Origin of the sequence: Microvirga calopogonii, assembly GCF_003347665.1 — a bacterium.
In the GTDB taxonomy this organism is placed as follows: domain Bacteria; phylum Pseudomonadota; class Alphaproteobacteria; order Rhizobiales; family Beijerinckiaceae; genus Microvirga; species Microvirga calopogonii.
Window position 1 is genome coordinate 194,675 of record NZ_QDGA01000002.1, and the last position, 13,442, is coordinate 208,116.

Genomic DNA, 13,442 nt, shown 5'->3' on the forward strand with positions numbered 1-13,442 from the left:
ATGATCTTCGCCCGATCATCTAGCCGCCATCCCGAACCGGTATGGCGACACGCACCAGGATGGCGGGATCGTCGAGCGGCCATTCCACATTCGCGTTGAGCTGGCGGGCGAGGGCTTTGAGAATGGTCCCGGACGCGCTCTCCTTCGCGTGCTGCTTCTCCTCCGGGCTGAAGGCATCGTCGGCGATCTGGAAGACCAGCGCGCCGTCCTCGATCCGCAACCGGAGCTTCAGCTTGCCCTGCCGCTCCTTGTAGGCATGGGTGAGCGCATTGACGACGATCTCGTTGAACAGGAGCGCCATGGCGGCGGCCTTGGCGGCTTCGACCTCCACGGTCTCGATCTCGAATTCCGGCGTGATCCTCACGCCCGGAATCGACGAGGTCAGTTCCTCGCAGAGTCCTTTCGCAAAACGCGACGCATCGAACCGGGTCGATCCCTGTCCGTCGTAGAGATCGCGGTGCGCGGCGGCCAGGGCCTGCATGCGCTCCTTCATGCGCCCGAGCACCTGACGCGCGGGCCCGTCCTCGGCCTGACGGTACTCGATGCCGATCAGGGAGAGCAGCAGCTGGAGATTGTTCTTCACCCGATGATCGAGTTCGTGCAGGAGCGCGGTGCGCTCGTCGAGCATCTGCCGCAGGGCATCCTGCGCCCGCTCCTTCTCGCCGCGTTCGCGGGCCTCGGCCAGGGCCCGCAGCACGGTGGCGGGCAGCCTTTCGAGCTTGTCCTTCAGCACGTAATCCGTCGCCCCGCGCTTCAGGGCCTCGACGGCCACCTCTTCGCCGAGGGCGCCGGAGACGAAGACGAAAGGCGTGGCGCGGGACATCTCCCGGGCGATCTCGAGTGCGTGCAGGCCATCGAAGGCAGGCAGAAGGTAATCGGCGAGGATGAGATCCCAGGTCTCATCGCGGACCGCCCTCGTGAACTCGTCCGCCGACACCACCCGCTCGACCGATATAGGCAGCCGTGCATCGGTCAGGGTCTCTCTCACCAGCTCGGCATCGAGCGCGCTGTCCTCCAGAAGGAGGATGCGCAGCACCCGGTCGGATGAGATGACGGAAGCCCGGTCCATCGGCAGCCTTAAGCGCCGTTGCGCCGCGGCGGCGGCTCGTTGAGGATCGCCCAGAACACGCCGAGGTCCTGGATCGCGTCGAAGAATTCGCGGAAGCCCACGGGCTTCACCACGAAGGCGTTCACGCCAAGCTCGTAGCTGCGTACGAGATCGCTCTCCTCCCGCGACGAGGTCAGCATGACGACCGGCGTCTGGCGCAGATGCGGATCGGCCTTGACCTTCTCCAGCACCTCGAGCCCGTCGATCTTCGGCAGCTTGAGGTCGAGCAGGACCACGGCCGGGTCGCTGGTGTTGCGGCTTTCATGCGCGCCGCGGCGATAGAGAAAGTCGAGCGCCTCCTCGCCGTCGCGCACCACGACGACCTCGTTTGCGAGCTGGCTCTGCTCCAGGGCCGCCAGCGTCAGTTCGAGATCCTTCGGGTTGTCCTCAACCAGAAGGATCGGTTTCAGCTCCGCCATTCACGCGGCTCCTTCACTCTGATCCGGCAGGGCGATGGAGAAGGTCGCTCCCTTGTCGAGCGCTCCCTCGGCCCAGGCCCGGCCTCCATGTCTTTCGACGATCCGGCGGACATTGGCCAGCCCGATCCCCGTCCCCTCGAATTCTTCCATCCTGTGCAGGCGCTGGAACACGCCGAACAGCTTGTCGATGTACTTCATATCGAACCCGACGCCGTTGTCGCGCACGAAATAGATCGTCTCCCCATCCTTGCGCGCGGAGCCGATTTCGATGCGCGCTTTCTCCCGGGTGCGGGTGTACTTTACCGCATTGTCGAGCAGATTTTCAAAGACCAGCCTGATCAGCACCGGATCGGCATTCACCGGCGGAAGGTCCCCGACGACCCACTGGATCCGACGCTCGCCCTGCTCCGCCGTGAGCTTCTGCCGGATCTCGTCGACGAGGCGGGCCACGTCCACCAGCCGGGGCTTCAGGGCCGTGCGGCCCATATGGGAGAAGCGCAGCAGGTTGTCGACCAGGGTTCCGGCCGTATAGGCAGCCTCGATGATCGTGTCGACGTAGCGCTTGCCCTTCTCGGACATGTCGGCCGCTTCCTGCTTCTTCAACAGCTCGGAATAGCCGACGATGTGGCGGAACGGGGCCCGCAGGTCGTGGGAGACCGAATAGGAGAAGGCCTCGAGCTCCTTGTTGCTGCGGCGCAGCTCCTCCGTGAGCGCCGCCATTTCCTCGGCCCGGCGCAGCACGATGCCCACGATGGCATTGCGCAGCTCCTTGACCGCCTCGACCTCGCTTCGGTCCCAGGGCAGCGAACGGTCCCGCACCGTCTCCTTCCAGATCTCGAAGGAGCGTCGGGGATGGAGCCTTAAAGTGCCCGCCTCCTCCTGGACGGGCTTCTGCGGATTGCCGCCCCATTTCACGGTCTGCACGACCTCGGGGCGGAACCAGAGCACGTAGCTCGAATGCGCCTTCGAAACCGAGATGGAGAGAAGGCCGCTCGCCCGGTCGGCAAAGGCTTTCGCCGCCGGATAGACTGCTGAAAGATCGTCGGTGGCGAAAACATCCTCCTGGTGGTGTTCGGACAACCAGTCGAAGAGCGCCCGGACCTGGTCCCTGTCGGGGGCTCGGCCGAGGCACCAGCAATGGTCCTGCGTCAGGACGGCGGCGCCCTGCGCACCAGCGAGCATCATCAGGTCGTCCGGGTGGTTCACGAGACCGGCGATGAAATGCTCCTCGGCCGCCATGTGGGCGAGGAGTCGAGTCTGCACGGCGCCGAGACGCACGCGGTCCTCGGCAAGCGTCGTGTTCTCCCGTGCCTCCAGCTGGAGCGAGAAGATCTGCGTGAGGAAGTCGCAGGCATTGCGCACCTGGAGCGAGACCCGCTTCGGATCCCTGTTGTGGCAGGAGATCAGGCCCCACAGCTCACCGTCGCGCAGGATCGAGATCGACATGGAGGCAAGCGTCCCCATGTTGCGCATGTATTCGAGATGCACGGGCGAGACGCTGCGCAGCACCGAGTCGCTCAGGTCCAAAGGCGCGGGATCGTGCGACTGGATGGGAACGGGCGTGTAACCGGCATCGGGAATGATGCGCAGGCGGTTGCGCCGGTAGAGCTCCCGCGCCTGGGCCGGGATGTCGGAGGCCGGGAAGCGCAGGTCGAGATAGGACGGCAGCACATCGTTGCGGTCCTCGGCGATGACGGTGCCGTTCCACTGCTCGTCGAAGCGGTAGATCAGCACCCGGTCGAAGTCGGTCATGCGGCGGATGTCCTGCGCGGCCAGACCGCACAGGACCTCGATGCTCGACGCGCCCTGCAGCTGCTCCACGAACCGGCGCAGGGTGGGATAGAGCGCATCGATGCTGGAGACCGAACCGACGGGAGGCTCCTCCAGCTCGAGAATCGCGCAATCGCCCGAGCGGGAAATCACCGCCTCGAAAAACCGCTCCTCGTGAGTCGTCCTGACCCGGATGGTCCGGACGAAGCGGGAGTTTCCCGCCGTCGGCGGATCATCCAGCTGCGCCTCGAATTCCGCATTCAGGGCCGGCAGCACCTGGGCGAAGGGCCGGTCGAGCACATCGGCCGCCTGGAAGCCGAAAACCTCCGCGAGGTTGGCGCTCGCATAGGCGACCGTCCTATCGGACAGCCTGATCGCGAGAAGGATGCCGTGCGGCTGGACGCTGCCCGGAATGTGGATCGGCTCCCGCTCGCAGGCGGTCGGATCGATATCTTGCATTTGCAGGGTCATGGGGTCTCGCACAGCCAGTCATGCATCACGGTGAAGGTATCCTGTGCGGCCCCGACGATCAGATCGTCGGCCTCCGGCGACGAGGCTTCGAGCAGCACCGTGCCGAACGACTTCCACATGGCAGCAACATTTCGTCCATAGCTGCGGAAATAGGCACAGCCCGTTTCCGCCGTCAGTCCAAGCCGGTTCTCCACCTCGCGCGCAATGATGGCGCCGCCGAGCGTGGAGCCCTCGACCACATACATGCTCCCCAGCACCGCTTCCGGGGCCGGCAGAGGCATGAGAGGACGGCATTGTGGCAAACCCATGATGTCGTCAGATTTTAGTCCTAGAGCCTTGAGATCTCCGGCGAGGAGCCGGGTCTTGCAGCGGCTTTGAAAGAAGGCCCGGTCGGGCGCCCGATCAGTAGCCTCGTCCTCCCAGGCCTTGTGGAAGCCGTAGAAGCGGATCAGCAGGTCCCTGTAAGTCTCGCGCGATGCGATCCGGCGGTCGAGATCCATCGCGGCCTCGATCCGATCATGCGCATCACGGGTTTCGATCTTCAACCGTTCGAGAAGCGTCATGTCACCTCATCCGCAGGGCGGCCCAGCTTTGCGGCGACGAGTCGCTCGATCATTCCCAATCCGTCGTGGATCAGAACCGCGAGCAGCGCAACCACCAATCCGCCCTGCAACACGAAAGCGACGTTGTTGGATTGAAGGCCCGCGATGATGACCTCGCCCAACCCCTTGGCCGCCACCGTCGAGCCGATGGTGGCTGTCCCTAAGCTGATGATCACCGAAAGGCGGATCCCCGCCAGGATCACCGGAAGCGCGAGCGGCAGCTCCACCTGGAACAGGCGCTGGCGCGGGTTCATGCCCATGCCCTTGGCGGCCTCGAGCGTCTGCGGCGATACTTCCATCAGGCCGGTGAGCGTGTTCTCGAAGATCGGCAGGAGCCCGTAGAGAAACAGCGCGATGAAGGTCGGTTTCTCGCCGAAGCCGACGAGCGGCACCGCGATCGCCAGAACCGCGACGGGCGGGAAGGTCTGCCCGATATTCACCAGGCTGCGCGACAGCGGCAGGAACTCGCGTCCCGAAGGCCGTGTGACGAAGACGCCGAGCCCCAGGGCCAGGATCGTGCTCGCAAGCGTCGCCAGGAACACGATGCGCAGATGCGAAAGGGTCAGGGAGAGCAGGCTGCCCTGATTGTAGATCGCCGGCGCGCCATTCGCGGTCAGCGGCCGGAACACGGGGGCGAAAAGCTGCGGCGCGGCGATGAAGAGCACCAGCAGAATCAGCGCCGCCCCGCGCCAGATCAGCGAACGCCCGCTCATGGAACGGACCGCCCATGCGCCACGATGCCCGTCACGCTGACGCGACCGACGACAGCACCGGATGCGTCAGCAACGGGCAATGCCTCACGTCCCGCCCAGATCAGCCGCGAGAGAGCATCCCGTAGGGAATCCGTGACGAGGATGGGTTCTCCCTCGGCGTCTCCGGCTTCCAGAGCCTCCCGCACCTTCAGCAGGGACAGAAGACGGAACGGCCGCTCAGCCGTGCCCACGAGCTGCTCGACGAATGCCTCCGCCGGACGCGTCAGCAGTTCGGCGGGCGTTGCGTATTGCAGGAGTCGCGCCTGATCCATCACGGCGATCCTGTCGCCCAGCTGGAACGCCTCGTTCATGTCGTGCGTGACGAGGACCACCGTCGTGCCGAGACGGCGCTGGATGGCGACGAGATCGTCCTGCGCCTTGCTGCGGATGACCGGATCGAGCGCGCCGAACGGCTCGTCCATCAACAGCACCGCGGGCTTTGCCGCCAAGGCGCGCGCAACGCCGACGCGCTGCTGCTGCCCGCCTGACAATTCGTGCGGAAATTTTTTCGCGAATTCCGCCGGGTCGAGCTGGAAGAGGTCGAGCAGCTCCTCGACGCGAGCCGCGATCCGCCGTTTGTCCCAGCCGAGAAGGCGCGGCACGGTGGCGATGTTCTCGGCGACATTGCGGTGAGGGAACAACCCGTAGCCCTGGATCACGTAGCCGATCCGGTGCCGCAGCTGATCCTCCGGGATCGCCATGGTGTCCTGGCCGTCGATGAGCACGCGGCCCTGGCTCGGCTCCACGAGCCGGTTGATCATGCGCAGCAGGGTCGACTTGCCCGCGCCCGACGTGCCGACAACGACGGTGATCGTTCCCTCGTCGACCCGGAGCGACACGTCGTCGACCACGATTGTGGCGCCGTAGCGTTTGGTGAGGTGCTCGATCTCGATCATGGAGAACCCCGTCTGGTCAGATCGATGATCGCATCGAGGATGATGGCGGCGGCAAACGACAGGGCGACCGTGGGAATCGCGCCCAGGAGCACGAGGTCGATGGCCGTCTGGCCGATGCCCTGGAACACGAAAGTGCCGAAGCCCCCTCCCCCGATCAGCGCCGCCACGGTGGCCAATCCGAGGTTCTGCACCATCACGATGCGGATGCCGGCCAGGATGACGGGCAGCGCCAGGGGCAGTTCCACCTGCCACAGGCGCTGGCGCGCGGACAATCCCATGCCGCGCGCCGCATCGGTCACGGCCGCCGGGACCTGCTTCAATCCGGTCACCGTGTTGGCGACGACCGGCAGCAGGGAATAGAGAAAGAGCGCGATGAAGGCGGGCGCGGCCCCGATGCCGCGAACGCCCAGAGCCGCCGCCAGGGGCACATGCGCGGCAAGATAACCGAGCGGTGCGATCAGGATGCCGAAGAGCGCGATGCTCGGAACCGTCTGGACGATGTTGAGCACCTGGAGGATCGCGTTTCGCAACCGCTGGACGCGATGCCCCAGAATGCCCAGCGGCAGACCGACGAGGCAGGCGGCGACCATCGATCCGAACGCCAGCCACAGATGCTCGCGCGCCTCGCGCCAGAAGGTGTCCGCCCGGCTGGCATATTCCTTGAGGAGCGAGAGGTCGTCCCAGGCGCCCGAGACGAGCAGCAGTGCAATCGCGCCCGCCGCCACCGCGAGGGCGGCGAGCCTCACCCAGGGAGAGAGGCGCAGCCGCGTCAACGCATCGGCCGCGAGCAGCGCGAAGGCCAGGGCCAGGAGCCAGAAGCCCAGGGACGGCGAGACGCGCGCAAACGAGTTGCCGGGCGGCGTGACGAATCCGGCCGACCATCCGACCGCTGGGAAGATCGTACACAGGCCGAGGGACGCGGCCGCGAGGCGGATCAACGGCGTGCGGACCAAGGCCGCGCACAACGCCACGCCGAGCGCCACGACCATCACACCGACCGCGCCCGACGACGGCAGCGCATCGGCCAGCATCCGCCCCTCGGCGGCCACGATGCGGTTGGCCCGGTACACGACGAAGGGCGAGGCGAAGAGCGCAACGCCGATCAGGATGGCGATCACGCTCCCGAGCCGATCCAGGGACAGGGAGGAACGCGAGGAAGACATGCCGGGAGCGGTCGCTCGGGAAGAGATCGTATTCACAAAGTTTCCGGCTCTTATCGCGCAGTCTGGGTCCTGAGAGTACGGCTCATCCGTCTGTTTGCCGAGTCCTCATCCTGAGAGTCTGGTTCATAAGCAGGCTCTTCCCTGAGCCCTCATCCTGAGGAGGTCACTTCAGTGACCGTCTCGAGATCCCGGACGATGTCCGGGCACGAGGGCGCCTCCCGTGCTCTCTGGATGATCCTTCGAGATGGTGCTTCGCACCTCCTCAGGATGAGGTCGGAGGTTGATGAGCCACCTCCGAAACCAGAGCCTCAGATCGTTTCAGGAAACCCATCATTTCAGGAACCCCTTGGACTTCAGGTAATCCGTCGCCACCGCCTTGGCGGGCTCGCCGCCCACCTGGACGCGGGCGTTCAGCCCCTGGAGCGTGGTGAGATCGAGGGATGCGAAGACGGGCTTCAGGATTTCGGCGATCTTCGGGTTCTCCTTCAGGACGGATTCGCGGATGATCGGCGCCGGGGCATAAACCGGCTGCACGTTCTTGTCGTCCGCCAGCACCGTGAGACCCGACGGAGCGATGCCGCCATCGGTGCCGTAGACCATGGCCGCGTTGGCGCCGTTGGTTTGCTCGGCCGCCGCCTTGATGGTGGCTGCCGTGTCGCCGCCGGAAAGCACGATGAGCTGTTCCGGCTTCATCTTGAAGTCATAGGTCTTCTGGAAGGCCGGCAGGGCCGCGTCCGAATTCACGAATTCGGCGGAGGCTGCCAGCACCACCTTGCCGCCCTTCGTCACCCACTGGCCGAACTCGGACAGGGTCTTCAGCTTGTTGGAATCGGCCACGTCCTTACGCAGCGCGATGGCCCAGGTGTTGTTGGCCGGCGACGGATCGAGCCAGACGATCTTGTTGGCGTCGTAATCGAGCTTCTTGGCCATCTCGAAGCCCTTGGCCGCGTCCTTCCAGACCGGATCGTCCGCCTTGTTGAAGAAGAAGCCCGCGTTGCCGGTATATTCGGGATAGATGTCGATCTCGCCCGCCGTGATCGCCTTGCGCACCACTGGGGTGGCCCCGAGTTGGATCCGGTCCTGGGTCTTGATGCCGTTGGCCTCGAGGGTCAGCAGGATGATGTTGCCCAGAACCGAGCCTTCCGTGTCGATCTTCGAAGAGACGACCACGTCGGCCCTGGCGGCACCCGCCCCAGCGAGCGCCAGTGCGGCGGCAAAGGTGAGCGATGTGAGGACGGTCTTCATGCGAAACCCCTTGAGAAACCTTGCCCGGCTGTTTTTAGGACAGTCGGGCCGTTTAGGCAGGGGGGAGGCTCATGAAGAATGTGGGCGGAGGTTAAAAACTTCGTGTGGCGGCAAAAGATCCCCGCCGGAGGAACGCTCGTCCTCCGGCGGGGCTGACCGTGAGCGTCTGCTATGGCCTCTTCAGGCGCTCAGGGTCGACGGAGGCTCCTGGGCGATGGTGAAGCGGACCTGCGCCTGGGGGCGGTGATCCTCGGACAGGGTGCGCCAGGTGCGCTCGGCCTCGGTGCGGCTCTCGAAGGGGCCGACGACCCGCTCGGTGCCCTGGACGATGGTCTCGCAGTCGCAGGAGGTGTACTCGCCGCCGACCACCCAGAAACGTGACTTCATCATGACGATCTCCATTGGTGCAAAGGGTTTGAAAGGCTGGATTATTCGGCCGCCTGGAGCTTGGCCGAGGTCTGGAACTGCGCAGTCTCGGTGGATTCCGCCATCGCCGTGGTGGAGGACTTGCCGCCGGTGATGACCACGGAGACCTGGTCGAAATAGCCGGTGCCGACTTCGCGCTGATGGCGGGTGGCCGTGTAGCCTTCGGTCTCGGCGGCGAATTCACGAACCTGGAGCTCGGAATAGGCGCCCATGCCGCGCTCGCGGTAGCCGCTCGCCAGATCGAACATGCCGTAATTGAGCTGGTGGAAGCCGGCGAGCGTCACGAACTGGAACTTGTAGCCCATGGCGCCGAGCTCGCGCTGGAACTTCGCGATGGTGGCGTCGTCGAGCTTCTTCTTCCAGTTGAAGGAGGGCGAGCAGTTATAGGCCAGGAGCTTGCCCGGATAGCGCTTGTGGACGGCTTCCGCGAACTTGCGCGCATCGTCGAGATCGGGATGCGAGGTCTCCCACCACAGAAGGTCGGCGAGCTCCGCATAAGCCAGGCCGCGGGCGATGCAATGATCGAGGCCGGTGCCGTCCTTCAGGCGGTAGAAGCCTTCCGGGGTGCGACTGTCGGGCTCGATGAAGGGCCGGTCGCGCTCGTCCACGTCGGACGTGATGAGCTTGGCCGATTCCGCGTCCGTCCGGGCCATGATCAGGGTCGAGGTGCCCATCACGTCGGCGGCGAGGCGTGCGGCAACGAGGTTGCGCTCATGGGCAGAGGTCGGGATCAGCACCTTGCCGCCGAGATGGCCGCACTTCTTCTCCGAGGCGAGTTGGTCCTCGAAATGCACGCCCGCGGCGCCGGCCTCGATATAGGCCTTCATGATCTCGAAGGTGTTGAGCGGTCCGCCGAAGCCGGCCTCCGCGTCCGCCACGATGGGCAGGAACCAGTCGCGCTTGGCGCCACCCTCCGCATGCTCGATCTGATCGGCGCGCTGGAAGGTGCGGTTGATGCGCCGGCACAGTTCGGGACCGGAATTGGCCGGGTAGAGCGACTGGTCGGGATACATGGCGCCGGCCACGTTCGAATCCGCCGCCACCTGCCAACCGGAGAGATAGATCGCCTCGAGGCCGGCGCGGGCCATCTGCATGGCTTGGTTGCCGGTCATGGCACCCAGCGAATGGACGTAAGGGCGCTCGTGCAGGAGCTGCCACAGGCGCTGGGCCCCGCGCTCGGCCAGCGTGTAGGCGATAGGGAAGGACCCGCGCAGCCGGGCAACGTCCTCGGCCGAATAGGGCCTGCGGATACCGTCGAAACGCCCCTTGAGAGCGGCGGGGATCAGGTCCTGCAGGGAACCCGGGGTCGGCTGGCTGGTCATGGCGATCCTTTCTTTTACATTTCTTGACAAAACTTTCCCGCAGGCCAGAATTATTGCAGAGCAGCAGGACGTCTTGCTTTCATAATCCGCGAAGAAGCGTTTGTTTCAACGATGGATTTCAAAAGAAAAGTCGCCCTGTAAAGCTTTGACACGGCTGGTCGTGTAAACTTGTAAAAAGATTTACAATATGGATGAGAGCAGAAAGCTTTTCGTGGGCCCCCGTCTGAAGCGGCTGCGGCGCGAGCTCAACATGAGCCAGTCCCGCATGGCCGAGGAGCTCGGGCTCTCTCCGAGCTACCTGAACCTGATGGAGCGCAACCAACGCCCGATCACCGCCCAGGTGCTGATCCGCCTCGCCCATGCCTATCAGCTCGACCCGCGCGAATTCGCCAACGACGATCACGAACGCACCGTCTCGGAACTGGAGGAGGTCTTCGCCGATCCTCTGTTCCGCTCCACCCCGGTGGCCCGCCTCGAACTGCGCGAAACCGTGGAGAGCGCTCCCTCGCTGATCGATGCCATCAACCGCCTCTACCGGGCCTATCAGGCCATGCGCGGCGCCCGGGAGGCCGTGACCCCGAGCCTCAGCGACCGGGACCGGGCGGAGGATGCGCCCCAGGTCAACCCGGTCGACCGGGTGCGGGAACTGATCCACGAGGCCAAGAACCATTTCGCCGAGCTGGACGAGGCCGCCGAGGCCCTGGCGTCGGACCTCGCCCTGACCGGCCACGAGCCATTCTTCGCCATCGCCGAGCGCCTGCACGCCCGTCACGGGATCCGCGTGCGCGTCATGCCCATCGACGTGATGCCGGATTCCCTACGCCGCTACGACCATCACCGGCGCCAGCTCCTGATTTCCGAATTGGTCGATCCTTCCGGAAGGACCTTCCAGGCCGCCTACCAATTGGCCTTCGCCGAGATGCGCGAGACCATCGATGCCCTCGCCACCCGCCTCGAGCCCGCGGATGGTCCTGCGCGGCGGCTGCTGCGCGTCTCCTTCGGCAATTACTTCGCCGGCGCCCTCATGATGCCCTACGGCAAGTTCCATGCGGCAGCCGAAGCGCTCGGCTACGACGTGGAGGTGCTGGGCGCCCGTTTCGGCGCGAGCTTCGAGCAGGTGGCGCACCGGCTCACGACGCTGGCCCGCCCCGGAGCCAGGGGCATCCCGTTCTTCCTGGTGCGGGTGGATTCCGCCGGCAACGTCTCGAAGCGCTTTTCCTCCGGCCGCTTCCCGTTCTCGCAATTCGGCGGCACCTGCCCGCTCTGGAACCTGCATTCGACCTTCCGGACGCCCGGACAAGTGGCCACGCAGGTGATCGAGCTGCCGGATTCCTCGCGCTGGTTCTCCATCGCCCGCACGGTCAGGCGCGCCTTCAACCCCTGGGGGGCGCCCGATCCGCAGTTCGTCGTGGGCCTCGGTTGCGAGCTGAAATACGCCCACCGCCTCGTCTATGCACGTGGCCTCGACCTCTCATCGGCCGATGCGACGCCCATCGGCATCAATTGCCGCCTGTGCGAACGCGTCGCCTGCCCGCAGCGCGCCGCCCCTCCCCTGATGCATGCGCTGATCGTCGATGAGATGAAGCGCGGTATCTCGCCCTTCGAATTCGACGCGACGTGATCCCTAGCGCATCGTGCGGACCCAGCGGGCCGCGTCAGCGACCCGTAGGGCCACGTTAGTGAAAAGTGGACCCGGTTTCCCGCCATAGACGATGCGCCAGATCAGGGTCCGATGCTCTACGCACGCAGACGCTTCGGCATGGGGTCATCGAGCCAATGGTCGAGGAACCGGTCGAGCCAACGGGAGACGTGGGGGTCGTGCTGGAAGCGCCCGGCGAGCTGGCGAACCCGGTCCTGTGCGCCGGGCATTTTCAGCCGCTCCTCGGCGTGAACCGTCCAGCGGCACAGCATCGCGTGGGTGACCTCCGGGTGAAACTGGAGGCCGAAGGCCTTCTCGCCGACCCGGATCGCCTGGGTCGGGAAATCGTCGCCCGTCGCCAGTGTCTCGGCACCGGCAGGGCAGTCGAAGCCTTCCCGGTGCCAGTGATAGACATGACTCGGCCAAGTCACGCCCCAATCCTGGCTCAGAGCCTCGCCCGCCGCCGTCGGCAGCAAGGGATAATAGCCGATTTCGGCCCGGCCCTCGGGATGGGCCCAGACGCGGGCGCCGAGCTGCTTCGCCATCATCTGCGCGCCCAGGCAAAGGCCGAGATAGGGCTTGCCCTCCTTGAGCGGCACCTCGATCCAGTCGATCTCCGCCTTGACGAAATCGTCCGGATCGTTGGCGCTCATCGGACCGCCGAAGATCACGGCTCCCGTGTGCTCGGCGAGCGTACCAGGCAGCGGATCGCCGAAGCGGGGACGGCGGATGTCGAGACGATAGCCGCGCTCCATGAGCAGGCGCCCGACCCGGCCGGGCGTGGAATGCTCCTGGTGCAGGACGATGAGAACCGGTGCTTTGGGTCGCCGCCTAGGCATGGTTTCGATCCGATGCGAAGGCGATTATGACGATACGGTAGCAGTCACGCGAGAACATAAGCCGATTATTCGGGATAAGATGCCTTCTCCGCAAGGGGCATTGCTGGCCCGCGTCGTCGCATTCGTCAGGCTGCAAGACGGGCGAGCGAGGCCTAGGCAAAGGCGAGCTGCCGCCCTAAGATCCTCTCATAACGATATCATAGGTCGTTTCGGCCGCGCGCGGTTTTTGCATGGATACGCAAAAGTGATAGAAGCTCCTGATTCCAGGCTTGAAGTCCGGACGATCCAGCGCATCTTGTTCCGTGCTTTGCTGAGCGATCTGCCAGCATCCCAGCATAAAAGAAAGTGACCCCGTGACCGACAGCGTAACGAGCAACGGCGATCTCAATGGCCTGCGTATTCTCGTCGTCGAGGATGAAGCCGCGATCTCCCTGCTCCTGGAAGACATGCTTCTCGATTTCGGCTGCGAGGTGATCGGCCCGGCAGCCCGATTGTCGGCGGCCCTCGATGCTGTGGCGCGCGAACAGGTCGACCTGGCCATCCTCGACGTGAACGTCGCCGGCGAGCCGATCTACCCGGTGGCCGAAGCCCTGGCCCAGCGTTCGATCCCCTTCGTCTTCTCGACCGGCTACGGCAGCGCGGGCATCCGCGATGCTTTCCGGGACCGTCCCGTCCTGCAGAAGCCCTTCGCCCAGCACGATCTGAAGCAGAAACTCCTGATCGCCTGCGGCAAGGCCGCTTGAACCCCGGCCTTTTCCGCGATTTGAGGTCATTATCTGTGGCGTGAATG

General features: G+C 65.1%; 13 protein-coding genes. 2 read left to right on the plus strand and 11 right to left on the minus strand.

Features of this window, described 5'->3' with window-relative positions; genetic code table 11:
* Positions 1–19: 19 nt before the first annotated feature.
* The 10 genes from DDF70_RS03460 to aceA form a co-directional block, all read right to left on the minus strand.
* Positions 20–1,069 (minus strand): sensor histidine kinase, encoded by a 1,050-nt coding sequence (locus tag DDF70_RS03460; protein WP_114943466.1) that lies wholly within the window; start codon positions 1,067–1,069, stop codon positions 20–22.
* Positions 1,070–1,077: 8 nt separating this feature from the next.
* The gene (locus tag DDF70_RS03465; protein ID WP_114943467.1) at positions 1,078–1,527 is read right to left on the minus strand and encodes a response regulator; all 450 of its coding nucleotides are present in this window, start codon (positions 1,525–1,527) and stop codon (positions 1,078–1,080) included.
* Entirely contained in the window at positions 1,528–3,768 is a 2,241-nt protein-coding gene (locus tag DDF70_RS03470) for an ATP-binding protein (protein ID WP_114943468.1), read from the minus strand.
* Positions 3,765–4,331, minus strand: coding sequence for a biliverdin-producing heme oxygenase (locus tag DDF70_RS03475; protein WP_114943469.1), 567 nt, complete (start codon positions 4,329–4,331; stop codon positions 3,765–3,767). The genes DDF70_RS03470 and DDF70_RS03475 overlap by 4 nt, the downstream gene beginning before the upstream one ends.
* Positions 4,328–5,083 carry an ABC transporter permease gene (locus DDF70_RS03480; protein WP_114943470.1) on the minus strand — a complete coding sequence of 252 codons (756 nt, stop codon included), beginning with the start codon at positions 5,081–5,083 and terminating at the stop codon, positions 4,328–4,330. The genes DDF70_RS03475 and DDF70_RS03480 overlap by 4 nt, the downstream gene beginning before the upstream one ends.
* Positions 5,080–6,018, minus strand: coding sequence for an ABC transporter ATP-binding protein (locus tag DDF70_RS03485; protein ID WP_114943471.1), 939 nt, complete (start codon positions 6,016–6,018; stop codon positions 5,080–5,082). The genes DDF70_RS03480 and DDF70_RS03485 overlap by 4 nt, the downstream gene beginning before the upstream one ends.
* Positions 6,015–7,181: an ABC transporter permease gene (locus DDF70_RS03490; RefSeq protein WP_114943472.1), complete on the minus strand. Its 1,167-nt coding sequence runs from the start codon at positions 7,179–7,181 to the stop codon at positions 6,015–6,017. The genes DDF70_RS03485 and DDF70_RS03490 overlap by 4 nt, the downstream gene beginning before the upstream one ends.
* A 330-nt stretch (positions 7,182–7,511) precedes the next feature.
* Entirely contained in the window at positions 7,512–8,426 is a 915-nt protein-coding gene (osmF, locus tag DDF70_RS03495) for a glycine betaine ABC transporter substrate-binding protein OsmF (RefSeq protein ID WP_114943473.1), read from the minus strand.
* Between the two features lie 180 nt (positions 8,427–8,606).
* Entirely contained in the window at positions 8,607–8,816 is a 210-nt protein-coding gene (locus DDF70_RS03500; RefSeq protein WP_114943635.1) for a DUF4170 domain-containing protein, read from the minus strand.
* A gap of 38 nt (positions 8,817–8,854) precedes the next feature.
* Positions 8,855–10,174, minus strand: a complete 1,320-nt coding sequence (aceA, locus tag DDF70_RS03505) for an isocitrate lyase (RefSeq protein ID WP_114943474.1) — start codon at positions 10,172–10,174, stop codon at positions 8,855–8,857.
* A gap of 187 nt (positions 10,175–10,361) precedes the next feature.
* Here aceA and DDF70_RS03510 point away from each other — a divergent pair, with 187 nt between their 5' ends.
* Positions 10,362–11,795: a helix-turn-helix domain-containing protein gene (locus DDF70_RS03510; RefSeq protein WP_114943475.1), complete on the plus strand. Its 1,434-nt coding sequence runs from the start codon at positions 10,362–10,364 to the stop codon at positions 11,793–11,795.
* Between the two features lie 116 nt (positions 11,796–11,911).
* Here the strand turns inward: DDF70_RS03510 and DDF70_RS03515 are convergent, their stop codons facing one another.
* Positions 11,912–12,652, minus strand: coding sequence for a glutamine amidotransferase (locus DDF70_RS03515; RefSeq protein ID WP_170316021.1), 741 nt, complete (start codon positions 12,650–12,652; stop codon positions 11,912–11,914).
* 353 nt (positions 12,653–13,005) lie between these two features.
* On the opposite strand from DDF70_RS03515, the gene DDF70_RS03520 reads away from it, so the two are divergent.
* The gene (locus tag DDF70_RS03520; RefSeq protein WP_114943477.1) at positions 13,006–13,395 is read left to right on the plus strand and encodes a response regulator; all 390 of its coding nucleotides are present in this window, start codon (positions 13,006–13,008) and stop codon (positions 13,393–13,395) included.
* Positions 13,396–13,442: the final 47 nt, after the last annotated feature.